This is a genomic window from Endozoicomonas sp. ALD040 (assembly GCF_049275945.1).
In the GTDB taxonomy this organism is placed as follows: domain Bacteria; phylum Pseudomonadota; class Gammaproteobacteria; order Pseudomonadales; family Endozoicomonadaceae; genus Endozoicomonas_A.
This window is the reverse complement of record NZ_CP184829.1, coordinates 6,407,185-6,431,873: the sequence shown is the minus strand read 5'-3', so window position 1 is coordinate 6,431,873 and position 24,689 is coordinate 6,407,185. Positions and strand designations below refer to the sequence as shown.

General features: G+C 44.9%; 21 protein-coding genes and 1 pseudogene. 10 read left to right on the top strand and 12 right to left on the bottom strand.

Annotated features, from left to right (window positions below):
• The first annotated feature begins 156 nt into the window (after window positions 1-156).
• Window positions 157-3,504 carry a hypothetical protein gene (locus ACOJUN_RS23645; RefSeq protein ID WP_422134293.1) on the top strand — a complete coding sequence of 1,116 codons (3,348 nt, stop codon included), beginning with the start codon at window positions 157-159 and terminating at the stop codon, window positions 3,502-3,504.
• A gap of 149 nt (window positions 3,505-3,653) precedes the next feature.
• Here ACOJUN_RS23645 and ACOJUN_RS23640 read toward each other — a convergent pair whose 3' ends face one another.
• The 4 genes from ACOJUN_RS23640 to ACOJUN_RS23625 all read right to left on the bottom strand — a co-directional run bounded on the left by ACOJUN_RS23640 (window position 3,654) and on the right by ACOJUN_RS23625 (window position 6,697).
• On the bottom strand, window positions 3,654-4,196 hold the full coding sequence (locus ACOJUN_RS23640; protein ID WP_422134292.1) for a DUF3833 domain-containing protein: 543 nt from the start codon (window positions 4,194-4,196) through the stop codon (window positions 3,654-3,656).
• Window positions 4,183-4,932, bottom strand: coding sequence for a hypothetical protein (locus tag ACOJUN_RS23635; RefSeq protein WP_422134291.1), 750 nt, complete (start codon window positions 4,930-4,932; stop codon window positions 4,183-4,185). Before ACOJUN_RS23635 ends, ACOJUN_RS23640 begins: the two co-directional genes overlap by 14 nt.
• Entirely contained in the window at window positions 4,926-5,444 is a 519-nt protein-coding gene (locus ACOJUN_RS23630) for a DUF2878 domain-containing protein (RefSeq protein ID WP_422134290.1), read from the bottom strand. The genes ACOJUN_RS23635 and ACOJUN_RS23630 overlap by 7 nt, the downstream gene beginning before the upstream one ends.
• Window positions 5,445-5,737: 293 nt before the next feature.
• On the bottom strand, window positions 5,738-6,697 hold the full coding sequence (locus tag ACOJUN_RS23625; RefSeq protein WP_422134289.1) for an integron integrase: 960 nt from the start codon (window positions 6,695-6,697) through the stop codon (window positions 5,738-5,740).
• Window positions 6,698-7,473: 776 nt separating this feature from the next.
• On the opposite strand from ACOJUN_RS23625, the gene ACOJUN_RS23620 reads away from it, so the two are divergent.
• Window positions 7,474-8,088 (top strand): class I SAM-dependent DNA methyltransferase, encoded by a 615-nt coding sequence (locus ACOJUN_RS23620; RefSeq protein WP_422134288.1) that lies wholly within the window; start codon window positions 7,474-7,476, stop codon window positions 8,086-8,088.
• 80 nt (window positions 8,089-8,168) lie between these two features.
• On the opposite strand, the gene ACOJUN_RS23615 is transcribed toward ACOJUN_RS23620, so the two are convergent.
• Window positions 8,169-8,435, bottom strand: a complete 267-nt coding sequence (locus tag ACOJUN_RS23615) for a hypothetical protein (protein ID WP_422134287.1) — start codon at window positions 8,433-8,435, stop codon at window positions 8,169-8,171.
• A 1,061-nt stretch (window positions 8,436-9,496) separates the two neighbouring features.
• On the opposite strand from ACOJUN_RS23615, the gene ACOJUN_RS23610 reads away from it, so the two are divergent.
• Complete coding sequence (locus tag ACOJUN_RS23610; RefSeq protein WP_422134286.1) at window positions 9,497-10,141, top strand: hypothetical protein; 645 nt, start codon at window positions 9,497-9,499, stop codon at window positions 10,139-10,141.
• Here ACOJUN_RS23610 and ltrA (ACOJUN_RS23605) read toward each other — a convergent pair.
• A complete protein-coding gene (gene ltrA / locus ACOJUN_RS23605; protein ID WP_422134284.1) occupies window positions 10,134-11,396 on the bottom strand; it encodes a group II intron reverse transcriptase/maturase in 1,263 nt (420 codons plus the stop codon). The two genes, ACOJUN_RS23610 and ltrA (ACOJUN_RS23605), sit on opposite strands and share 8 nt — an antisense overlap.
• A gap of 193 nt (window positions 11,397-11,589) precedes the next feature.
• Between ltrA (ACOJUN_RS23605) and ACOJUN_RS23600 the strand changes: the two genes are divergently transcribed.
• A complete protein-coding gene (locus tag ACOJUN_RS23600; RefSeq protein ID WP_317142120.1) occupies window positions 11,590-11,715 on the top strand; it encodes a hypothetical protein in 126 nt (41 codons plus the stop codon).
• Between the two features lie 1,344 nt (window positions 11,716-13,059).
• Here the strand turns inward: ACOJUN_RS23600 and ACOJUN_RS23595 are convergent.
• Window positions 13,060-14,192, bottom strand: a pseudogene (locus tag ACOJUN_RS23595) (ISAs1 family transposase).
• Window positions 14,193-14,584: 392 nt separating this feature from the next.
• On the opposite strand from ACOJUN_RS23595, the gene ACOJUN_RS23590 reads away from it, so the two are divergent.
• Window positions 14,585-15,619: a DUF4062 domain-containing protein gene (locus tag ACOJUN_RS23590; protein ID WP_422134285.1), complete on the top strand. Its 1,035-nt coding sequence runs from the start codon at window positions 14,585-14,587 to the stop codon at window positions 15,617-15,619.
• Between the two features lie 60 nt (window positions 15,620-15,679).
• Here the strand turns inward: ACOJUN_RS23590 and ltrA (ACOJUN_RS23585) are convergent, their stop codons facing one another.
• The gene (ltrA, locus tag ACOJUN_RS23585; protein ID WP_422134284.1) at window positions 15,680-16,942 is read right to left on the bottom strand and encodes a group II intron reverse transcriptase/maturase; all 1,263 of its coding nucleotides are present in this window, start codon (window positions 16,940-16,942) and stop codon (window positions 15,680-15,682) included.
• A 193-nt stretch (window positions 16,943-17,135) separates the two neighbouring features.
• Here ltrA (ACOJUN_RS23585) and ACOJUN_RS23580 point away from each other — a divergent pair, with 193 nt between their 5' ends.
• The 3 genes from ACOJUN_RS23580 to ACOJUN_RS23570 all read left to right on the top strand — a co-directional run bounded on the left by ACOJUN_RS23580 (window position 17,136) and on the right by ACOJUN_RS23570 (window position 18,966).
• Complete coding sequence (locus ACOJUN_RS23580) at window positions 17,136-17,261, top strand: hypothetical protein (protein ID WP_317142120.1); 126 nt, start codon at window positions 17,136-17,138, stop codon at window positions 17,259-17,261.
• Window positions 17,262-18,157: 896 nt separating this feature from the next.
• Complete coding sequence (locus ACOJUN_RS23575; protein ID WP_422134283.1) at window positions 18,158-18,574, top strand: HEPN domain-containing protein; 417 nt, start codon at window positions 18,158-18,160, stop codon at window positions 18,572-18,574.
• Window positions 18,553-18,966 (top strand): hypothetical protein, encoded by a 414-nt coding sequence (locus ACOJUN_RS23570; RefSeq protein WP_257287148.1) that lies wholly within the window; start codon window positions 18,553-18,555, stop codon window positions 18,964-18,966. Before ACOJUN_RS23575 ends, ACOJUN_RS23570 begins: the two co-directional genes overlap by 22 nt.
• A gap of 261 nt (window positions 18,967-19,227) precedes the next feature.
• On the opposite strand, the gene ACOJUN_RS23565 is transcribed toward ACOJUN_RS23570, so the two are convergent.
• Together ACOJUN_RS23565 and ACOJUN_RS23560 are read right to left on the bottom strand one after the other, a co-directional pair.
• Complete coding sequence (locus ACOJUN_RS23565; RefSeq protein ID WP_422134282.1) at window positions 19,228-20,280, bottom strand: IS91 family transposase; 1,053 nt, start codon at window positions 20,278-20,280, stop codon at window positions 19,228-19,230.
• Window positions 20,277-21,179 carry a site-specific integrase gene (locus ACOJUN_RS23560; protein WP_422134272.1) on the bottom strand — a complete coding sequence of 301 codons (903 nt, stop codon included), beginning with the start codon at window positions 21,177-21,179 and terminating at the stop codon, window positions 20,277-20,279. The genes ACOJUN_RS23565 and ACOJUN_RS23560 overlap by 4 nt, the downstream gene beginning before the upstream one ends.
• Window positions 21,180-21,373: 194 nt before the next feature.
• Between ACOJUN_RS23560 and ACOJUN_RS23555 the strand changes: the two genes are divergently transcribed.
• A complete protein-coding gene (locus ACOJUN_RS23555; protein ID WP_422137122.1) occupies window positions 21,374-21,892 on the top strand; it encodes a GNAT family N-acetyltransferase in 519 nt (172 codons plus the stop codon).
• Window positions 21,893-22,153: 261 nt separating this feature from the next.
• Here the strand turns inward: ACOJUN_RS23555 and ACOJUN_RS23550 are convergent, their stop codons facing one another.
• Window positions 22,154-23,206, bottom strand: a complete 1,053-nt coding sequence (locus ACOJUN_RS23550; protein ID WP_422134273.1) for an IS91 family transposase — start codon at window positions 23,204-23,206, stop codon at window positions 22,154-22,156.
• Window positions 23,203-24,105, bottom strand: a complete 903-nt coding sequence (locus ACOJUN_RS23545) for a site-specific integrase (RefSeq protein ID WP_422134272.1) — start codon at window positions 24,103-24,105, stop codon at window positions 23,203-23,205. The genes ACOJUN_RS23550 and ACOJUN_RS23545 overlap by 4 nt, the downstream gene beginning before the upstream one ends.
• 215 nt (window positions 24,106-24,320) lie before the next feature.
• Here ACOJUN_RS23545 and ACOJUN_RS23540 point away from each other — a divergent pair, with 215 nt between their 5' ends.
• The gene (locus ACOJUN_RS23540; RefSeq protein WP_422134281.1) at window positions 24,321-24,665 is read left to right on the top strand and encodes a hypothetical protein; all 345 of its coding nucleotides are present in this window, start codon (window positions 24,321-24,323) and stop codon (window positions 24,663-24,665) included.
• Window positions 24,666-24,689 lie beyond the last annotated feature (24 nt).

The window sequence follows — 24,689 nt, the reverse complement described above, 5'->3', positions numbered from 1 at the left end:
TGCTGCTATCAGTAGCCCCATACCAGTTTTGAATGTTTTTCTTGAAAGAGGGAACAGGGGTTATATCGCAATTGTCGGTTGTGGCCCGGGAATTGGAATTTTTTTTCGTTCTCATTGTCAAAAGTAGAAAGGACATTTTGATAAGGTTGCGCAAATATGGATGTAACAGAAAAAAATACCAATACCATGACCGGATCTGGCCTAATTTCCGAGGTCAGTGATAGTGAAGGAATAGGGAACTATAAATCGCTGACAGTAAGACCCACTGAAGGCAAAGAGATATACTTCAATCCTGCCAATGTTGTATCTGGCAACACCGGAGTATCTGGGCCCCAATTTCAACGCATTGACAACTCACCTGATCTTGCCGGCTACAGTGTCAGTCATTCCACACTTCACAGTTCGAAAAACATCGATATAGAAGTTGGGGCCGAAGGCAACCAGAAAGGAGCCCCCAGCTCTGTACATGGTCAGCTAGAGCAAAAAAAGTTGCTGGAATTACTGACTTCAGAACATGATAAAGAAGAATGTGTAAAAGAAGAATTTGAGAAGCTTTTCCAACAATTTGATAAATTACATGTCAATATCAGTCTAATGGATAAAGTTAATGAGCTGAAAAGAGAGGTTAAAGAATATTTTGATAATGATACTTACATCGTTAACAGGAATAAATCGGAAATTACAAGCGGTATCGAATCAAGGAAAAAAATAGCGGTTGATGTTCAAACAATAGCACGGGATATTGCTATTTGGGCCGGGGTCGAAAAAAACAATCTGAAAGTACTTAGCTATATTATTGAGCAAGGGTTCCCCATCAATCCTCTATCCAGCAGTCTTGATTTTGACCGTGAAACTACCGTATACCTCCCTTTTGATACGATGATAAAGCTGGTCGATAACTGCGAAGATCATTGCCCGGACCTGTTGTTTGTCAAGGGTGCTTTTGCTGATCCGGACTCTCGCTTTGACCTTCTTTCCGAGGAGATTCTAAATTCCCGATCCATTGATGGTATGTTATTTCAGGAAGTAATTGCACAATCAATACCAAAGGTTTCATTGGCCAGGTTAATGATTTTCTTTAAGTACCTCCGCCGTGGATGCAATACCAGAATGATGGTTAGAGACCTGAATGAGCATCAATTTCGATTCCACCGAATTTCTAATAGGAGACAGATTCACAGATACAAAAAAAGCATGATAATGGTATTTGTTCTTGAAGCTATTGCACAACAATCGCAAAAAGAAGCCCGCAAACTTATTGTTTCATTTTGTCAGGAAGAACAGAAGCTGATTGCAATGATTGCTGTATTGGGAGGACTTCACCAATGCTCCGAATTATTGACTGAAATGGGTGTTACCGTCTCTATACAGGCGTTCAAAGACGCATCGGTTAATCTTAATAAATCTCCTTTTCTTATGGCCAAAGAAGCTGGTTTGACCAATGAACGATTGTTTGTCAATACGGTAAATCGAGTAGCTCCGTTTTTATGGACCTTGCCCAATGAATCCGGAATGCAGATGCACGAGGAAGAGCTGAATTCAGAGAAGTATGAGCTGCCATTTATCCATCTTGTCATGGAACAAATACCCATTTGCCATAAGGGGAGTTATGGATCGGAAAATGGATTATGTGCGGATCATGGGAAATATTTGGATCTGAAATATGTAAGCCTGTGGGCGGCAAAAATTTTTACCCTAATGAATGATACCGTTTCGGTAAACAGTGTAGGTCTTTTACAGAAAGATGATCATTATAGTGATAGATGGAACACCCTGATTAGCCAGGTCAAATGCTGCAATGGCCTCAACCATGCCAATGATTTCAGGAAATTCATGGATTGGCTTTTGATGGATGGCCTGTCATGGATTCGATCGGATTCGTACTTCCGTGAGTGTGATGCAAAGTTTACAACCAGGCTGAAAAGTTACCGTCCGGACCTGTGGCCGGACCCAGGCAATGAGGCTTCGGCAAGACCACCAAGTTCATCTGCATATAATCGATTTGTAGCGTACACCGGCGTCACTTACTTACATTTTAATATCATTGAACTATTTCTACGGCTTGCCCCTCCAGGCCATCGAATTTACGTGCTAAATAACTGGTTAAACCATCCTGATTGCGAAAAACAGCGGGAAACCCTGTTTTGCAGATCTGTTCATCCCCTCAATACTATGGGAAGTCCTAACATTTGGCAGTTGTTGTTATCACTGGATAAAGATTATCAGCCACAGGAAAATCAGTTTGATAATGATTGGCAAAAACTGGACAATTCGCAGCAGTGGTCAGACCCTCCCCCGACAGCATCATTGATGGGTCAATCTATCGAGGTGTGCGGGCGAACGCTGGTCATTCAGCGAACGGATGGCGGCTGGGATTATTTGAAATTTCTCAGTGATACGGAAAAGCCGGAAGAACTGGCAAAAGAGGGTAATAAAATCAGCCTGATGGCAACCATAGCTAGCCAGCATGGCTTGAAAAGCTCAATTCCTGAAGTGGTCGGCAGATATCGCTGGGAAAATGTGCAGACTGATCTGGCGACATTAATTTCTCCCACCATAAAGGCAAAACTGGAGGAAAAGTGTCGCTACATTGATGACAAGACAGGTTATTGTCTGCACCTGAAATCAACCAAAGATGCGCCTTATCATTTATACCCTTATGTGCTTGATCCAGTAACAAAGGCGGATCAGATTTTCGAGGGACTCTATAAGTATGCCCATGATTGCGGTGTGTTATTCAGTTGCGGATTATATGCCCCAGAGGTAATGGCGGCTGACCATGATTCAGTGACGAACCGAAAGCACTATGTTCTTTCCTCTTATGTCGATGCCTCTAGCGAGGGTAGGATGCTTCAGTGGAAAAAAGCGTCAGAACATCCCAATGTGGGTCCCGTAGGCATGCGGGATTCTGGTGATACGAAAAGTATGCATGAGCTGGGTGAAGATTATTTTTTCTCCACCAGGTGTCAGAAATTTCTTGATTTTGAAAAATCAGAGGATCGGGCCAAGGTGGCTTTTTCTGAACTGGCAAAAAATGCCCAGGGGCTGGTATTGCAATATGCTCTCTGTTTTCAAAAACAGTTCGACTCTGGCAATAGGGAATCCACAGTCAATCATGAGCATAAAATAAAGGCGATTCTGGCTACTCTGTTTCACAAGGCGTTTCCCCAATTCACAGAAGAGTCCATAGGGCAGGCCATGGATGAGAATGGGTTGCTGTCACAGGCTGTTAGAGAGCTTATCTACTGGTGTGGTCATGACGCCAGATTCGTTAACGATATAAAACAGAACGTTATACCGAAATCAACCTACCCAGACTGTCCAGAAACGACCAATATCTTTGATTTCCACATAATGGAATCTCGTGAGCTGGTCCCCGGCGTTGGCTTCGCTACAAGGGATAATCAGCCAAACCTTGGCATTTCTTTTGGTGTCAATCCATTGGTTACGCTGAATGCAGTGATTGTAAAGCTACTGGCCAAAGGAGCCCTGAGTTCTCTGTGAGTTCAATCTTTCAGGATAAACTCATTAGTGCATTACTGAGTGCTCCTATCAGTACAGAAGCCCCACACCAGCTTTGAATATCTTTCGCGAATAGATATTAAAGCAGATGAAACTACTGCATGGATCGAATGCCCAAACGGAAACTATCTTCAGCTGCCGGTATCATTCCCGTCTTTGATGATCGTCAGAGTAATATAGCCCAAGTCGATACCGAACTTGGTCATGATGGATTCATTGATCATGACTTTATCGCTGACCAGGTACATTTTGTCGTCTATCGACACTTCGAGAGGTTCACCCTTGTAGAAGATGTTCAGTACATACGCCATAAATAAGGCATTGCCAGATGTTTTCACAGGCACGGCTTCTTTAACGTCTCCTGCACTGGCCAGGTAGCTGCCTTTGCCATCCGGTGTGAATGTCCAGATACGTTTTTGTTTTTCACCGTCGTCAAAAATAAAATCCTCATCCAGAGTGCCAATTCCCTCTTCGTCCCAGCTCCCTGTCATGGTGGCGTTAAAGTAGCGTATTACCTCGCCGCTTCGATTCTTCAGAATCCCGTGGGCTGTCAGAGGACCATTGAAAAACTCCGGTAATGAGAGAGTGGGTTGGTTATCTTGATATTGGCTGATATCGACGGAGCTGCAGCCAAATAAAAACAGAACCATCAGCAGAGTGCTAATTCGCAACATAACTAATCTCTTGGTTTTTAATAGGTGTATGGAATTGATAGCGAATAGTGACGTCTTGATAATCACCGTTCTTATCGCTGATATTAGAGCGGCCAGAGAAAATCATCAGCTTTTGGCTTTGCTTGCCATAGCTGAGTGTAAGTGACGACGAGAGCATGCGATATAACCAGCTGTCTGCGGCAATATTGAAGCAAATATGAGTCTTTTTCAGGTCTTTCTTGCATTCAACTGTTTTTATGCGGAGATCGATTTTTCGTTGGTGGCTTGGTATCAGGTATTGAATCACTGTTTCTTTTTCTGCTATGAGGGCGTCCCAGTTTAAACGAATGTAGTGATCGAAGCCGGCATCGATCACCAGGTCAGCGGAAAAGGCAATGTCTGATTGTTGAGTGTCTGCACCGAAGCTTGTTCTGTAAGAAACTTTGATTGCATCGTCCACGAACTCGGTTTTGATCAGTTCTCCATTACGCTGATTTGTCTGGATGATATCAGGCGCAATATAGCTATCGCTGTAGTCGATGGTTTTGCTGGCGAAAATACTTCCGTCAGTCTCTTTATAAACAACATGATGAGACAGGAAGTCCGGGAATGTGTGCTCTTCAGTGTATGCCAGTTGTTGTGTTCCCGAATGATATGCATACCCGATAATTGCCGGATGATCTGCTTGAGCGAACGGAGAGAGTAGTAGAACCGGGCTGAATATCATGATCGATTTTGGGGTTAAAGACGCTAGCATAAGGATTGTTCCTGTTTTCTTGTTGTATGGCCAATCAGAGTCAATAAAACAGCCCAGACCAGGCCTTCCAGCAGCAGTAGCCTTTCCATGGGGATCAAAAGCTGAGACCCTGATAATTTAATGCCTGCCCAATAACTGAATGGCACAACCAGCAAGCCCACCAATGGAGGTAACCAGAAGGTCTTAAATACCCAACTCATCGAATGTTTAAGAGTAGTCGCGAACGCAACCCATAAAACGCATAGCCAGATAGGAATAAGAAAATGATCAGTACTCTGATACTCAATCCATCCTGCATTCATAATTAAAGTGTCAGCAACGATACCAACGACTGGTACGGCAAAGATCAGTCGTAACTCCTGTGCGTCCGGTTTCATTAGCGTGAAGTGCATAACAAGCAAGAAGAGTAATGCCAATAGCGCATACAGATTGTCACCTTGCACAGCAATAAACCAAACCAGCTGAAACAACACGGCGTTAAGGACTAATAAACGCTTGCTTACTTTAGCCATAATATATTGACCCTGCCTGCATCAATCGCCGCTCCGGTAACCCATATAACTTCACTCCTTGTCGTGCCTGCCAGCCAATCTATTGTTATGCCTTTTTCTACGTATAGGCGTGGTGAATGGATCACGAAAAATATAAGACAGCCATAAATAGGCACTACTACCTACCCTTCAATAGAGAATACTGGCACAATGTCGCTCAATAGAATGTATTCACTCAGGCAGGAAGCTATTGAGCCAAAGGGATAAGTGCTCTTCAGCTGTCTCGGGGAGGTCCCCGTGCGGTAGCGTGCCTGTTATATTTTGCACAAAGGACTCTTTACTGCGTGGCCACCACGGTTTAGCACATGAGTGTAGATCTGGGTTGTCTTCAGGTCTTTGTGTCCAAGAAGCTCCTGAACCGTTCGAATATCGTAGCCATCATCAAGCAAATGCGTGGCAAAAGAATGTCTGAAAGTATGGCAGCTTCCTTTCTTTTCTATACCGGATAACTCAATGGCTCGTTTTACTGCTCGTTGCAAAGTACTGTCATCAATATGATGGCGTCGCTCATGTCCATCCCTTGGATCGATTGAACGCTTGTGAGAACAAAATAGATACTGCCAATGAAGGCTTTTTGCTTCAGATGGGTATTTTTTTGCCAGAGAATCCGGCATCCATACTTCACCAAAACCGGCCTCTTTATCCATGATATGGAGAAGGCGAACCTCGCTTATGCGAGCTTTTAGCTCAGGAATAAGCTGGTCTGGCAAGATGGTTACCCGGTCCTTATTGCCTTTACCACTGCGAACAATAATGGCCATACGGTTGAAATCAATGTCCTTAATACGCAGGCGAAGGCACTCCATTAGCCGCAACCCGGAACCATACATCAGCTGAACCGGTAACTTGTGTGTAGGGCTGATCACTGTGAAAATTGCATTCACTTCATGTCGTTCAAACACCACAGGAATCTTTGTGGCCTTTTTGGCTTTGACCAGATTGCTGACATCCCCCAAAGGTCTACCTAAAACTTGTTTGTATAAAAAGTTCAGAGCATTCAATGCCTGGTTTTGTGTTGAAGTCGCAACCCGACGCTGAACGGCAAGATAAGTCAAAAATTGTCTGACATGATCAGGCCCTAAATACTGAGGATGCTTCATGTGTTGATAACGAATGAAGTACTTGATCCAATAACAATAGGACTGTTCAGTTTTATAGCTATAGCGCTTCACTCTGAGGGTGTTGCGTACTTCAGTCATAAAAGGAGATGGCATGGTAAACTCAAAAGCTGTTTATTTGTACAGTATTATTGAAGAAAATACTAAAAATGCAAATAACTCACTTGCGGTCTATCTGGGGCGGTAGGTAAAATGGCTTATAGTCTGTTGATAATTAATGACTTTATGACAGGTTGGAAAGTCGGGATATATCTCAAGCGAGTTGATATTTCTTGATTTAGGGGGATATGCCGCGTGTGAGTGTAATATCTAATATCACTCGCTTGAGATCTAATAGCTGTTAGCAGGCAGCAATAATAGAGAGTTTCTGGTTGTGAAAAGACCAGTTTTCAAAAAGAGCTTTTGGGTTCACTGTCTATGGTGGGTTTCGAGTTAGAACCTCCCAGCAAAAAGACACTGTTACACTAACTTTTCAGTAGTTCTCAGCAGTTCATGTCTGCTGGTGTGAAGTCTGTCGCTGAAAAATCTGCGGTGTATCGTTGGGCATGTCAGCGTTGGTTTTCAGTTTATCGGTACTTTTTGCTCAGTGGCCCTATGCCAGTTCAAAGTTGCATCAGCTTCTTTATCGCCTGGAAGCTTTTAAATATCAGAGATTGTACGCTTCAATCAGTTCAGCAAGAAAGCTGCTAATCCTCTGCATCATTCACCATTTGCCCTTGCGGGTGGGCTGCCATGCTAACAAGTTGCTGGTGTCGCCCCTAAAGGGGCTGGGACGCCGCTGTGCGGCGCCCCACAGCATGGCGTTTGTCACTTCATCAATATCGACAAAGTTCATCAAATAAAGAAAAATAAGCAAATTAACAGAGGTAGTAATGGGTACTGATTTCTTTGCTCAAAAAGCAAGTAGTTATGAATTAACAAAAACTCGAGTTGCTAATGTTGAGAATATTGCGAACTCTATTCTTCGCAATGTAAAACTAGATGAAACAATGCATCTAATGGACTTTGGGTCAGGAACTGGTTTGCTACTTGAAAGGATTGCTCCACATGTTAAAAAAATAACCGCAATAGATATCTCGCCATCAATGAATCAGCAGCTTGAACAAAAAAGAAATAAAATTCACTGCCAGCTAGATATCCTCGAAATTGATCTTGAAAGACGAGATATGGATCACCAATATAACGGTGTTATATCTTCCATGACAATGCATCATGTGAAAAACATTGAAAAAATGTTCCGTAAGCTTCACTCAATGCTTGAGTCTGAGGGTTTTATCGCAATCGCAGACCTTGATAAAGAAGATGGTTCATTTCACACAGAGGATACAGGTGTTCATCATCATGGTTTTGATCGCAAAGCCATTACAAAAGCAGCAGTTGATGCTGGATTCATCAAAGTTAAAGTAACTTCAGCTAGCGTTGTACATAAACCACATGGAAACTATCCTGTATTTCTTCTAACAGCCACAAAATCCTCTAGCACGTGACATAACAAATGGTTCCAGTTCGTTCCGGGGCTACGCCCCTCCACCCGACGCCGCCGTCGGCGGCGCGGCTGAACCAGGCGTTAGGTACTACTGTTGGTTTTCATTCTTTCCAGCATATTATTGGCTATTTTGTTTTTCTGGTCTTCGATCTGGCTGGATAACAAGTTATGTGCGTCTTGTTGCTGGTAAAGCTGTATTTCATTTATGACCATGAGCATTGCTTGTCTGACACCAGTAGGAGTCCTGCCTTCATTTCTACGTTTCTTCCAGAACTCAGCCAGGTCTGCCAATTCATCGAGCTTTTCCCCGATGTTATCTTTTACTTTTTCAATCTTACCTGCTTCCATTTTTTCCACCAATTAAGTCCTCTGCCATGCACCTAACAATACGCCAGTCTGGGACAGCCTCTGGCTGCCCGTCAGCTTTGCGGTTAGCAGGCAGCAATAATAGAGAGTTACTGGTTGTGAAAAGACCAGTTTTCAAAAAGAGCTTTTGGGATCACTGTCTATGGTGGGTTTCGAGTTAGAACCTCCCAGCAAAAAGACACTGTTACACTAACTTTTCAGTAGTTCTCAGCAGTTCATGTCTGCTGGTGTGAAGTCTGTCGCTGAAAAATCTGCGGTGTATCGTTGGGCATGTCAGCGTTGGTTTTCAGTTTATCGGTACTTTTTGCTCAGTGGCCCTATGCCAGTTCAAAGTTGCATCAGCTTCTTTATTGCCTGGAAGCTTTTAAATATCAGAGATTGTGCGCTTCAATCAGTTCAGCAAGAAAGCTGCTAATCCTCTGCATCATTCACCATTTGCCCTTGCGGGTGGGCTGCCATGCTAACAAGTTGCTGGTGTCGCCCCTAAAGGGGCTGGGACGCCGCTGTGCGGCGCCCCACAGCATGGCGTTAGCAGGCAGCAATAATAGAGAGTTTCTGGTTGTGAAAAGACCAGTTTTCAAAAAGAGTTTTTGGGTTCACTGTCTATGGTGGGTTTCGAGTTAGAACCTCCCAGCAAAAAGACACTGTTACACTAACTTTTCAGTAGTTCTCAGCAGTTCATGTCTGCTGGTGTGAAGTCTGTCGCTGAAAAATCTGCGGTGTATCGTTGGGCATGTCAGCGTTGGTTTTCAGTTTATCGGTACTTTTTGCTCAGTGGCCCTATGCCAGTTCAAAGTTGCATCAGCTTCTTTATCGCCTGGAAGCTTTTAAATATCAGAGATTGTGCGCTTCAATCAGTTCAGCAAGAAAGCTGCTAATCCTCTGCATCATTCACCATTTGCCCTTGCGGGTGGGCTGCCATGCTAACAAGTTGCTGGTGTCGCCCCTAAAGGGGCTGGGACGCCGCTGTGCGGCGCCCCACAGCATGGCGTTAGGCCGCTTCATTAAGCATCGTACATAACTCATCTTACAGAACACATTCAGTGGAAAAATCAATAACAGATCAAAAATGGAATTATGCGCATCTGACATTTATGACAGGTGCTAGGCCCTTTGATGGCGTGGAGATGATTCTAGAAAATATGGTTTCAAACTTAAGAAGTGTAACGGCTCATCCTGATGGTTCTTATAGTGAAACTAAAAACACTATTGCAAGAAATGCTATCAGTGACACAGCAATAATTATGTCTTACTCACTTCTTGAAGGCTTTTTCTCTGAAGAATATGCATTTTATATAAAGAAAGAAAAACCAAAAAAATTAAGTGCAATGATAAACGAACTCCTTCATACACATAGTATATCTATCAAAGAGTGGCGGGAACGAAGGAAAAAGGTAGATATGGTTCGAGAACTGAGAAATGCTGTAGCTCACAATAATGGTATCTTAGAAAAAAATATTAATATTGAGAAATATGAGAACGTATTCGGGGAAAATATTTTCTCAGTAAGTGAAAAGTATCCTCGTCTTTCAGTAGATGGTTCTCTTTCTCTTGTCAGAGAATTTCGAAGCATTGCAAATGAATATGCAGAAGCAGTGTTCACGCAGCCTAATCGGGTAAGAGCTGGTCTTTCTCCAGCTCTCCCCACACCACCCGGCATGCGGGTCCGCACCGGGCGGTTCACCTAGGATAGTGAAACCTAATCCATAAGTCTTTCAGCGAAACAAGCCCAAGTTTTGCGAGGTAACTGTCGTTGAGTGCCTGCTGTGTTGCAAAGGTTTTGCTTAACCGGTAATACCCTTTGCTACTGATTGCGATCCCGGCGGCTTTGATGTGATCAACGCCCAACCTGACCAAATTTCGATAGCGGGTTTTCGGTTTACGCCACTGCTTGATAAAACAGCAGCGGATACGCCGACGTATCCATTGGTCCAGTAGCGGTATAGGACGGTAATATTCGGTTATTCTGAAATAACCCATCCAGCCCCTGATATATTCGGTAAGCTTTCGCAAACGGTAGCCCATTGATACACCCCAGCTGCGGCTGGTGAGTTTAAGGACTTGCCGCCTGAAACAGCGCAGGCTCTTCTCTGTCCACCGGATTTTCTTACCTGTAAAGGTGAAACTCAGGAACTCTGCTTTGGTGGCTTTCACCACCTCGCTTTTGGTCGGATTTACCGTTAATTTCAGCCTTCGTTCAAGGTAACGGGTAATGCTATCCATCACTCGCTCCCCTGATCGTTGACTGCCAACGAGTATCACAAAATCATCACAGTAACGTGCGAAGCAATGACCCCGGTATTCCAGTTCCTTGTCCAGATCGTCGAGAAGTACATTTGACAGTAGCGGCGAAAGAGGGCCGCCTTGTGGCACACCTACCCGAGTCGGGTAGCATTGCCCATCAATCATGACGCCAGCACGAAGGTAGCGGCCTATCAGTTTTAATAGACACTTGTCGTTAATCTTACGAGAGACTCTCGACATAAGGACATCATGGCTGACGGTATCAAAGAATTTACTCAGATCAACGTCAACTGCCTGATGCAGCCCCTGTTTGATATAGCGTTTAACCTGTTGCACGGCATCTTGTGCAGATCTTCCCGGTCTGTAACCAAAGCTGCTGTTTGAAAATCCGGGATCAAAGATAGGGGTTAACACCTGCACTATGGCCTGTTGTATGACCCTATCCTGAACGGTAGGAATTCCAAGCAACCTTTCTCCTCCATCGGGTTTCTCAATGACAGCCCGAAGCACCGGAGACGGTTTATATGTTCCATCCAGTAAGGCTTGGCGCACTGAAGGCCAATGCTGTTTAGCAAAGTCAGGGTAGGCCTCAATGGTGACTCCATCAATGCCGGGAGCGCCCTTGTTGCTTCTGACCTGTTTCCATGCCTTCAGTAAGTTGGCAGGTTCCAGTGCATAACTTAGTAGATTGTGGTTCAAAGCTGGTTAAAGATTCTGTCGCCAGATACAGTGTTTCGCCGTTCGGCTGCACTGCTCCGAGGGAATCAGTCTCCTCTTTGTCTTCGGTGTTCAGTCCTTCGCTGACGACTTCCGGTCAGTTAATGACTTCTGTCGAACAGCTACTATGACGTCTGCTGACTTCTACCCAAAACACAGACAGGATTACTCCTGAATGCGCTACCGTGTTTCATCGAGTTCGCTCATTCCGGTTGATGAAGCCAGAATGCCAGACCTGTTGAACCAGTGGTCAAACTGGATATTATTCACGGTCGCCGGTTGGGCAGACCTCCCCGAATAAGAGCATGGACTGTCAGTACACAACCGCTGCATTTACCGTATCTCTCAAACCAGAGGGCTTTGTGATCTTGTGCTCACTCGCCCACAAGACTCGGCCTTGTATGCAGTTTCTGTCCGTCGGCTCGCACTTTTGCGCTCAGGCTTCCTCCGCACAATTCCTCGCGGAATTGCACTTGCCGTCGGCTAATGGTTATCATCGGTTGGCTTATTGGGCGCAAGATCCGATGCTGGTTTACCCATAGGGGACTTTCACCCCATAAGTTCATGCCCATGTCGGGCGTACACAAGTAAATCCAGGTGACGCCTACGGCGCACCTGATTTAGGCGTTAGCAGGCAGCAATAATAGAGAGTTTCTGGTTGTGAAAAGACCAGTTTTCAAAAAGAGTTTTTGGGTTCACTGTCTATGGTGGGTTTCGAGTTAGAACCTCCCAGCAAAAAGACACTGTTACACTAACTTTTCAGTAGTTCTCAGCAATTCATGTCTGCTGGTGTGAAGTCTGTCGCTGAAAAATCTGCGGTGTATCGTTGGGCATGTCAGCGTTGGTTTTCAGTTTATCGGTACTTTTTGCTCAGTGGCCCTATGCCAGTTCAAAGTTGCATCAGCTTCTTTATCGCCTGGAAGCTTTTAAATATCAGAGATTGTGCGCTTCAATCAGTTCAGCAAGAAAGCTGCTAATCCTCTGCATCATTCACCATTTGCCCTTGCGGGTGGGCTGCCATGCTAACAAGTTGCTGGTGTCGCCCCTAAAGGGGCTGGGACGCCGCTGTGCGGCGCCCCACAGCATGGCGTTAGCAGGCAGCAATAATAGAGAGTTACTGGTTGTGAAAAGACCAGTTTTCAAAAAGAGCTTTTGGGATCACTGTCTATGGTGGGTTTCGAGTTAGAACCTCCCAGCAAAAAGACACTGTTACACTAACTTTTCAGTAGTTCTCAGCAGTTCATGTCTGCTGGTGTGAAGTCTGTCGCTGAAAAATCTGCGGTGTATCGTTGGGCATGTCAGCGTTGGTTTTCAGTTTATCGGTACTTTTTGCTCAGTGGCCCTATGCCAGTTCAAAGTTGCATCAGCTTCTTTATTGCCTGGAAGCTTTTAAATATCAGAGATTGTGCGCTTCAATCAGTTCAGCAAGAAAGCTGCTAATCCTCTGCATCATTCACCATTTGCCCTTGCGGGTGGGCTGCCATGCTAACAAGTTGCTGGTGTCGCCCCTAAAGGGGCTGGGACGCCGCTGTGCGGCGCCCCACAGCATGGCGTTAGATTCACTCAGCGAGTGTTCGGTCTTTGCCAACATTCGGCGATAGTTTTGTTCGCATAACGAACGTCTGAGATAACCTGTAGGGAAAAATCATGAAACCCCACACCCAGCAAGGACTTCAGACAGGTATTGTGTGTTCATGGCTGCCTTTTTCTGTTTACGCTTTAAGCCTGCTTTAAAGGTTTTGGTATTGTTCAACATATTCACTGCCATATGCCGAAAACCTGTGAGCATTTCAGCGGCATTGCCCCTTCTGATTCGACAATCATCTTCTCGCATTGCAACATCCATTTTCCAATGGAGTTTATTTTCGATCGCCCAATGCTCTCTTGCAGCATGTGAAAATTCTTCTGCTGTTAACTTCGCAGAGGAGATATAATAACGGACACTGATATCATCAGCATTGAACACTTTATCTTCCATTCTGGCAGAGAAAATAATCCCGAGTGTTTTCATTCCTTTCCAATCAAAAGAAAAATTAACGAACTCATCAAAGGTATCACTTACTATGTGAAGGCGTGTTTCCATTCTACCATGGCTTTTCTCTTCGATTCTGAAAGTATCACCATTCCATTGATTCACTTTTTCAACAGAGAAATGTTCCTCAAATGCTTCATAGAGCTTACCCTGGTTGCCTTTACCGCTAACAAATAATCAGCGCCTTTATCAACGATTTTCTTGGCAATATCCCTCTGACACCCCATGGCGTCTATAGTTATGAGGCAGCCACGGATTTCCAGGAGATCAAGCAATTCAGGTATGGCGGTAATCTCGTTACTTTTATCATTAATTTTAATTTGGCCAAGAACCAATTCGTTTGCAGTCGCAAATGCACTCACCATGTGAATTGCACCTTTGTCCTTGCCTTTATCGTAAGAGCCTCTTGCTGTTTTTCCATCAATTGCAATGATCTCACCATTGGTTGTCTGGTGACAGGCTTGCATCCACTCAATAAAGCATTTCTGGAATTGCTTTGGGTTAATAGCAGCAACTACTCTGGAAATTGTATGATGTGAAGGAATACCGTATTCAAATTCACCATACTTTTTTAACCATTGCAGTCTTTCATTGCCGAAGTCTTCAATTTCTTCCCAACCTTCACAACCTGCAATGACAGCACAGATGGTTAAGAGCAGAATATCAGCAAGTTTATGATCTACTTTCCATTGCTGACGTGCGTCATAAATGACAGATAGCCTATTCATTAAATCAAATGCATTCATTTCCAGAACATCCAAATCTTTTTTGTATAAGACAATGGATGTGTATTTTACTCTATAGGTGGATATCCTTATAGCCATTGAGCTCAGTGGCTTCGGGGGCTTTCATGATTTTTCCCTAAGATAACCTGCGAAACGATGCACATGTTGAACCAAGCTCTACCCAATTCACGCCATGTAATCTGTAATATCCCTAAAACACATATAACTGGGTAAAGTGGAGTGATTATGAAAACAAGCAGTGTGCGCCTGATTATGTCGCTTTCAATACCTGCAATATCTATTTTCATCTTTGCTGTTGGCTCCTATGCAATCGCAAATCTAACAACACGCCAGTCTGGGACGCACATACTGTGCGCCCGTCAGCTTTGAGGTTATGCCCTACGGAGTAAACATTGAACAAACGTTTTCAAGTTTTTGTAAGTTCCACTTATAAGGATCTAAGTGAAGAAAGAGCTGAAGTCATGCAAGCACTCCTTGAATTAGATTGCATGCCTTCTGGAATGGAGCTTTTCCCTGCTGCGAATGAAGAACAATGGAATTGGATAAAAAAGGTAATTGATGAGTCTGATTATTACATTGTGATATTAGGCGGAAGGTATGGTTCTATCTCAAAAAACACAGGAATGAGTTATACAGAGATGGAGTATAGATATGCAGTAGAAACAGGAAAGCCTGTTATTGCATTTCTCCATGAAAACCCCGGTAACATCGTATCTGCAAAAACTGAAAAATCTGAAAGTAATAATAAAAAACTTTCACAGTTCAGAGCATTGTGCGAGCAAAAACTATGCAAATACTGGAATAGCCCTGTAGACCTTGGAGCTAAGGTAAGTCGTAGCATTACTCAGCTAATTAAACACGAGCCAGCAATTGGCTGGACTAGAGCAGACCAAGTCATTGAAGATCAATCTTCCAAAATATTAGAACTCAACAAAAAAATAAAATCCTTAGAAGAAACTATCAGAAAGCTCAGTGCAAAAGAACCAAGCGGCATTGAGGGTCTATCTAAAGGAAATGATAAGTTAAGCATTAGTTGTTGCTACGAGACAAAAGTCCCTACAACAGGCAAGAACAATGTAACGTATTGGAAAAAAGGCAAAGAGTATGACTATGATCTGAAAACAACATGGGATTCACTTTTCGCTTATATTGCTCCAGAAATAATCAATCCCAGCTCAGAATACAGAATCACTGCAAGAATCAATAGCTTTATAAAATCTGGTATCTCCAGCCATACAAAAAAGAAGCACAAAGATTGTAAAATAGAAAATATCCGCGTTTACACTGACTCATTTGACATTATAAAAATACAGCTTCGAGCATTGAAACTCATTGAAATTATTGAAGACGACTATTGGTCACTTACATCATACGGTGATCGATATATGAACAACCTCCTAGCAATAAAAACGGGCATAATCGGGTAAGAGCTGGTCTTTCTCCAGCTCTCCCCACACCACCCGGCATGCGGGTCCGCACCGGGCGGTTCACCTAGGATAGTGAAACCTAATCCATAAGTCTTTCAGCGAAACAAGCCCAAGTTTTGCGAGGTAACTGTCGTTGAGTGCCTGCTGTGTTGCAAAGGTTTTGCTTAACCGGTAATACCCTTTGCTACTGATTGCGATCCCGGCGGCTTTGATGTGATCAACGCCCAACCTGACCAAATTTCGATAGCGGGTTTTCGGTTTACGCCACTGCTTGATAAAACAGCAGCGGATACGCCGACGTATCCATTGGTCCAGTAGCGGTATAGGACGGTAATATTCGGTTATTCTGAAATAACCCATCCAGCCCCTGATATATTCGGTAAGCTTTCGCAAACGGTAGCCCATTGATACACCCCAGCTGCGGCTGGTGAGTTTAAGGACTTGCCGCCTGAAACAGCGCAGGCTCTTCTCTGTCCACCGGATTTTCTTACCTGTAAAGGTGAAACTCAGGAACTCTGCTTTGGTGGCTTTCACCACCTCGCTTTTGGTCGGATTTACCGTTAATTTCAGCCTTCGTTCAAGGTAACGGGTAATGCTATCCATCACTCGCTCCCCTGATCGTTGACTGCCAACGAGTATCACAAAATCATCACAGTAACGTGCGAAGCAATGACCCCGGTATTCCAGTTCCTTGTCCAGATCGTCGAGAAGTACATTTGACAGTAGCGGCGAAAGAGGGCCGCCTTGTGGCACACCTACCCGAGTCGGGTAGCATTGCCCATCAATCATGACGCCAGCACGAAGGTAGCGGCCTATCAGTTTTAATAGACACTTGTCGTTAATCTTACGAGAGACTCTCGACATAAGGACATCATGGCTGACGGTATCAAAGAATTTACTCAGATCAACGTCAACTGCCTGATGCAGCCCCTGTTTGATATAGCGTTTAACCTGTTGCACGGCATCTTGTGCAGATCTTCCCGGTCTGTAACCAAAGCTGCTGTTTGAAAATCCGGGATCAAAGATAGGGGTTAACACCTGCACTATGGCCTGTTGTATGACCCTATCCTGAACGGTAGGAATTCCAAGCAACCTTTCTCCTCCATCGGGTTTCTCAATGACAGCCCGAAGCACCGGAGACGGTTTATATGTTCCATCCAGTAAGGCTTGGCGCACTGAAGGCCAATGCTGTTTAGCAAAGTCAGGGTAGGCCTCAATGGTGACTCCATCAATGCCGGGAGCGCCCTTGTTGCTTCTGACCTGTTTCCATGCCTTCAGTAAGTTGGCAGGTTCCAGTGCATAACTTAGTAGATTGTGGTTCAAAGCTGGTTAAAGATTCTGTCGCCAGATACAGTGTTTCGCCGTTCGGCTGCACTGCTCCGAGGGAATCAGTCTCCTCTTTGTCTTCGGTGTTCAGTCCTTCGCTGACGACTTCCGGTCAGTTAATGACTTCTGTCGAACAGCTACTATGACGTCTGCTGACTTCTACCCAAAACACAGACAGGATTACTCCTGAATGCGCTACCGTGTTTCATCGAGTTCGCTCATTCCGGTTGATGAAGCCAGAATGCCAGACCTGTTGAACCAGTGGTCAAACTGGATATTATTCACGGTCGCCGGTTGGGCAGACCTCCCCGAATAAGAGCATGGACTGTCAGTACACAACCGCTGCATTTACCGTATCTCTCAAACCAGAGGGCTTTGTGATCTTGTGCTCACTCGCCCACAAGACTCGGCCTTGTATGCAGTTTCTGTCCGTCGGCTCGCACTTTTGCGCTCAGGCTTCCTCCGCACAATTCCTCGCGGAATTGCACTTGCCGTCGGCTAATGGTTATCATCGGTTGGCTTATTGGGCGCAAGATCCGATGCTGGTTTACCCATAGGGGACTTTCACCCCATAAGTTCATGCCCATGTCGGGCGTACACAATTGCATCCAGGGGTCGCCTACGGCGCCCCTGACGCAGGCGTTAGCAGGCAGCAATAATAGAGAGTTTCTGGTTGTGAAAAGACCAGTTTTCAAAAAGAGCTTTTGGGTTCACTGTCTATGGTGGGTTTCGAGTTAGAACCTCCCAGCAAAAAGACACTGTTACACTAACTTTTCAGTAGTTCTCAGCAGTTCATGTCTGCTGGTGTGAAGTCTGTCGCTGAAAAATCTGCGGTGTATCGTTGGGCATGTCAGCGTTGGTTTTCAGTTTATCGGTACTTTTTGCTCAGTGGCCCTATGCCAGTTCAAAGTTGCATCAGCTTCTTTATCGCCTGGAAGCTTTTAAATATCAGAGATTGTGCGCTTCAATCAGTTCAGCAAGAAAGCTGCTAATCCTCTGCATCATTCACCATTTGCCCTTGCGGGTGTGCTGCCATGCTAACAAGTTGCTGGTGTCGCCCCTAAAGGGGCTGGGACGCCGCTGTGCGGCGCCCCACAGCATGGCGTTATGTGCTCCTACCAAGCAGTAAGTAAAAGTTAAAAAACAGATCAAAGCATGACATAATCCGCTATCTTTACCATTTCATACGATTTTGAGAGCAATCTTAGCTATATGAATAAGGCTGAGTTAGAGAGCTTATCCTCGATAAGGATAAGAGAAGCAATAATACTGCTTGAAAATAATGAGTTCAATGGAGCTTGCTATCTTGCAGGGTATTCTGTTGAGTGTGCTTTAAAAGCTTGTATTTGTAAGCAAGTCAAAGAGTTTGACTTTCCAAACAAGAAGTTGGCTCAAGATAGCCATACCCACAACCTAACTGATTTGGTTGGTGTCGCAGGGCTGAAGCAAAGGCTCAAAAAAGAAGAACAGGATAGTGAAACTTTTAAATTGAACTGGGCAGTTGTTAAAGACTGGAAAGAAACCTCCCGATATGAAACAAATATCGAAAAAACTAGAGCTATTGACTTAATTGAAGCAATTACCGATAAACAATCAGGAATTTTACAATGGCTAAAGAAATTTTGGTAAGCGAAAGCCTAACGAATGAAATGATTAGTGTCGGTGAAACTCTTCTCAAAAAACTTGATAAGAGCGATGCTAAAGTTTCTGCAACATTTTGGTTATATTATCCAGAAGAAAAAACATGGAAGCTTTTCTTTACTTCAGAATTAGTTAAATCTGAAGGGCCAAAAAAGTACTACAAAAAAGTAGTAGATGCCTTAAACGATTTTTCGGATAAAGATTCAACCTTATCCCTTAATAATATTGGTGTTACCGATAATTCAAACAAGATATTGCAATTATTGGCCAGTGTTTTCAATAGTAAGAAAAACATATTAAAAGAAAGGCTCTCAAGAGAAACTATAAATGGTCAATTCATAGAGGATGCTTTCGTTTATAGAATCAACCTACGCACATAACGAATAAGGATAGATTGCGCCCAGCCGCAATCTTATCCTGTTGTTGCACAAGCCCAGGTTGAATTCTGGTAAGAAAGGTCTATTGAAGTTTACTTATCTGGCGGACCTTGAATCAAAACGTTTTTTCTGAACGCTATTTATTCAGGATGAGTGTCTCCAGACCACTGCATTACGGTAGTCTTGGATATGTCGGATCTGTCTGGCTGAGCTTACATTTTCTCCTTACTTGTGAATGGCGGTGTTTGTTGATGTGACAATAGCTCAGGTCGGTTTCAGGAAACTGAACGCAATGTGTTTCATAGACTCACCGCAACGCCTGCATGTGAATTTCGGGCGAATGACGGGTTCGACTGCTTTCACCATCACATTTAAAACCAGTTGCACCAGTGATAATTGTTTTTTTGCGTTACTGTGTAAAAATCCGTAATCCCGCGATCGTCGAAGTCGCCTGGGTAATACATGTTTCAGTACCAGCCACAGGAAGTCTTCTCCTGGCAGGGTTCGCTTCTCCTTTTTGCCTGTTTCACTGTTGAGGTAAGAAAAGGTCACCTTTCCTCGTTTGCTGGTCAGGATGTTGTTGTCACTGATCACGCCTCGGTACAGATAGCGGGATAGATATTCAAGTGCTGGTAATCCTTTGCCTACCCGTTTGCAATTGACGACCCACTCATTGGGCAGCCTTGTTTTCAGGCTCGGAGATAGTAGTCCCTGTTCGTCCAGGGCGCGAAGGAGTTTGGCTCGAAAGACCATGGCCAGGTTCTTGCCATTGAACAGATAGTTGCCTGTGAGTTTGCGCCACTCTTTTCGTCGGGTATTGATGCCGCCACCTGGCACGACAAAGTGTATATGGGGATGGTAATCCAGCCGTCGGCTATGAGTGTGCAGAACGCCGGTCATTCCCAGGTCTGCATCCAGTTTTTTGGAATTGCTGCCAAATTCTTTCAGGGTGTCAGCTGCCGTTCTGAACAGTAAATCGTACACCTGTCGTTGATGTTGCCACGTCAGGTTTCGAAGTTGTGCTGGCAAGGTGAAGGTCACCATAAAGTATTCAACGGGCAGTAGTTTCTGTCTTTGCCGCTGCAGCCACTCGCTGGTATCGGTGTTCTGGCAGCGGTTGCAGTGGCGATGCCCGCAGGACATGGGCTTTTGATCCCGTGTCCCGCAGCCGTTGCATTCCAGCAAGGTCATACCGGCTGCCGACGTTCGACAGTGCTGTATCGCTTGCAGTGCTTTGATATGGCCAGGTAAAAGACATTGACTGTATTTTTCCAGAAACCGATCACCGTATTGCGCTGCTATATGGGAAAGCTTCATTGATCATCTCCTTTCAGCTTGAGTTCATTGATCAGATGATTCATCACTTTCCTGGTATTAAGTTGGGCGGTTTCTGTTAATTGGGTATAGATAGCGGTGGTTTTTGGGCACATGTGCCCGAGCAGTGTCTGAATAGCCCTGAGACTTAAACCCTGTTCAAGAAGGTGCGTGGCAAAGCTGTGTCGTAAACTGTGAGGGCTGACCTTTTTATTAATCCTGCATTCTTCAACCAGCTGTCTCATGGCTTTCTGGGTGCAGGAACGGCTCATGGGCTGAGTCGCCCGGTGCCGTTGCTGTGCGCTCTGGCCTTCAGGAAAAAGAAACTTTGGGTTTCGGTGAGTGGCCCAATAGCGGCGCAGGGCCTTAAGTGTTCGACTGGGAAGATCAACATAGCGATCCTTGCCGCCTTTGCAGTTGCGCAAATGGACTCTCATGAGTTCGGAATCAATGTCGGCAATGGTCAGGTTCAGGCCTTCGGCCAGCCTTAAGCCCATGCTGTAAAGTGTCAACAGAATGGTGTAATAGCGCAGTTTCCGTGCAGTATTGAGCAGTCGTTCTACCTCTGCAGGCGTCAGGATAACGGGCAGTCGCTTGACGGTCGGTGGTTTGATGATTTCAACAAAGTCCCAGTGTTTGCCCAGAACATGTTTCCAGAAAAACTGCAGGCCATTACGATCGGTTTTGACCGTGCTCCAGGAATGGCTTTCCACCAGGGCGGCAAAATAGGTTTTTAAATCCTCAGGGCTGAGTCTGTCAGGACAACGATCAAAGAAGGTTGCCAGCCGCCGAATTGGTCTGCTGTATAGATCAATGGTTGATTTTCTTTTGCCCTGAAGTTTCAGGGTGGTGATGTGTTTTTGATACAGTTTGTCAAACCGGATTTGCTCAGAACGTTCCATGTTGCTTCCTTATATAAGCCGCGCCGGAGTGGTACGGATATCAGGAAGTATTGGCAATGTTGGGGTGGCTGGGATGAACGGTATTTTTTTGCCGCGTTAGCGGCTTGGTTCAACAAAAAATTCCAGCGGACTGCCTTCGGCAACCGCTGAATTTGGCGTTATGTTGCATACAAATCAAAGGAGTCATTCATCAAATGGACTTTCTTGTCCCCAAAGTGTTGGAAACAGAGAGATTAATTCTCAGACAATTCGAAGACGGTGATTGGGTTGATTTGCACAAATATTATTGTGACTCCGTAGCTACAAAATTCACAACAGGTCGCTCTTTTACAGAGGGTGAAACATGGAGAGCTATGGCAGGAATGATTGGCCATTGGCAACTACGAGGTTATGGCCCTTATGCTGTTGTAGAAAAGTCCAGTAACGCTGTACTGGGTCCAGTAGGCTTCTGGTATCCTAACGACTGGCCATCTCCAGAAATAAAGTGGGCACTGGCTCCGGAGTTCTGGGGACAAGGCTTTGCAAAGGAGGCAACTCTGATTGTTCAAGCAACTGGCAAAAAATATATGCCAGATTTGTCTTTGATAAGTTTTATTCATTCAGAGAATTTGGCATCAATAAAGCTGGCGAAATCTGTAGGTGCAAATCTCGAAAAAGAAACAGAGTTCAGAGGTGGGCTCTGGCAAATCTACCGCCATCCACATGCAACATAACGAATAAGGATAGATTGCGCCCAGCCGCAATCTTATCCTGTTGTTGCACAAGCCCAGGTTGAATTCTGGTAAGAAAGGTCTATTGAAGTTTACTTATCTGGCGGACCTTGAATCAAAACGTTTTTTCTGAACGCTATTTATTCAGGATGAGTGTCTCCAGACCACTGCATTACGGTAGTCTTGGATATGTCGGATCTGTCTGGCTGAGCTTACATTTTCTCCTTGCTTGTGAATGGCGGTGTTTGTTGATGTGACAATAGCTCAGGTCGGTTTCAGGAAACTGAACGCAATGTGTTTCATAGACTCACCGCAACGCCTGCATGTGAATTTCGGGCGAATGACGGGTTCGACTGCTTTCACTATCACATTTAAAACCAGTTGCACCAGTGATAATTGTTTTTTTGCGTTGCTGTGTAAAAATCCGTAATCCCGCGATCGTCGAAGTCGCCTGGGTAATACATGTTTTAGTACCAGCCACAGGAAGTCTTCTCCTGGCAGGGTTCGCTTCTCCTTTTTGCCTGTTTCACTGTTGAGGTAAGAAAAGGTCACCTTTCCTCGTTTGCTGGTCAGGATGTTGTTGTCACTGATCACGCCTCGGTACAGATAGCGGGATAGATATTCAAGTGCTGGTAATCCTTTGCCTACCCGTTTGCAATTGACGACCCACTCATTGGGCAGCCTTGTTTTCAGGCTCGGAGATAGTAGTCCCTGTTCGTCCAGGGCGCGAAGGAGTTTGGCTCGAAAGACCATGGCCAGGTTCTTGCCATTGAACAGATAGTTGCCTGTGAGTTTGCGCCACTCTTTTCGTCGGGTATTGATGCCGCCACCTGGCACGACAAAGTGTATATGGGGATGGTAATCCAGCCGTCGGCTATGAGTGTGCAGAACGCCGGTCATTCCCAGGTCTGCATCCAGTTTTTTGGAATTGCTGCCAAATTCTTTCAGGGTGTCAGCTGCCGTTCTGAACAGTAAATCGTACACCTGTCGTTGATGTTGCCACGCCAGGTTTCGAAGTTGCGCTGGCAAGGTGAAGGTCACCATAAAGTATTCAACGGGCAGTAGTTTCTGTCTTTGCCGCTGCAGCCACTCGCTGGTATCGGTGTTCTGGCAGCGGTTGCAGTGGCGATGCCCGCAGGACATGGGCTTTTGATCCCGTGTCCCGCAGCCGTTGCATTCCAGCAAGGTCATACCGGCTGCCGACGTTCGACAGTGCTGTATTGCTTGCAGTGCTTTGATATGGCCAGGTAAAAGACATTGACTGTATTTTTCCAGAAACCGATCACCGTATTGCGCTGCTATATGGGAAAGCTTCATTGATCATCTCCTTTCAGCTTGAGTTCATTGATCAGATGATTCATCACTTTCCTGGTATTAAGTTGGGCGGTTTCTGTTAACTGGGTATAGATAGCGGTGGTTTTTGGGCACATGTGCCCGAGCAGTGTCTGAATAGCCCTGAGACTTAAACCCTGTTCAAGAAGGTGCGTGGCAAAGCTGTGTCGTAAACTGTGAGGGCTGACCTTTTTATTAATCCTGCATTCTTCAACCAGCTGTCTCATGGCTTTCTGGGTGCAGGAACGGCTCATGGGCTGAGTCGCTCGGTGCCGTTGCTGTGCGCTCTGGCCTTCAGGAAAAAGAAACTTTGGGTTTCGGTGAGTGGCCCAATAGCGGCGCAGGGCCTTAAGTGTTCGACTGGGAAGATCAACATAGCGATCCTTGCCGCCTTTGCAGTTGCGCAAATGGACTCTCATGAGTTCGGAATCAATGTCGGCAATGGTCAGGTTCAGGCCTTCGGCCAGCCTTAAGCCCATGCTGTAAAGTGTCAACAGAATGGTGTAATAGCGCAGTTTCCGTGCAGTATTGAGCAGTCGTTCTACCTCTGCAGGCGTCAGGATAACGGGCAGTCGCTTGACGGTCGGTGGTTTGATGATTTCAACAAAGTCCCAGTGTTTGCCCAGAACATGTTTCCAGAAAAACTGCAGGCCATTACGATCGGTTTTGACCGTGCTCCAGGAATGGCTTTCCACCAGGGCGGCAAAATAGGTTTTTAAATCCTCAGGGCTGAGTCTGTCAGGACAACGATCAAAGAAGGTTGCCAGCCGCCGAATTGGTCTGCTGTATAGATCAATGGTTGATTTTCTTTTGCCCTGAAGTTTCAGTGTGGTGATGTGTTTTTGATACAGTTTGTCAAACCGGATTTGCTCAGAACGTTCCATGTTGCTTCCTTATATAAGCCGCGCCGGAGTGGTACGGATATCAGGAAGTATTGGCAATGTTGGGGTGGCTGGGATGAACGGTATTTTTTTGCCGCGTTAGCGGCTTGGTTCAACAAGTCGGTCAAGTGCACTCCGCCCCTTTGGGGCTGCGCGGGACGCCGTAACCGGCGCCCCTTACCTTGGCGTTAGGCGCCACTTCCAGTATCGAGTATATTATGAATAAGTTGTATTTTTTGGATGGTGATAAAGAATTAGTTACCGAAATCTTAGTTATGGCTGATTATGAAGTATCAACCTGGGATCATGAAGGAGCTGCTTTCTGCATGTCAGAATTGGACGTCTCAAAAGAGTTGCTAGATATGATTGAAAAATGGGAAAGGGATTATTTATTAATCCCAAAATATCCAAATGAAACCAATATTAAATTTGATGAAGAAAAATTTAATCAAGACGGGCTTAATATTTCAATAATGATCAAAGATTTTGTGGGAGATTCGGTGAAGGTATTTTATTCGGATTTACGAGGCAATAAAATTGAAATAGAAAGAGCTAGCTTTTAGATAAAGGTCTTTAACTCTCATTAT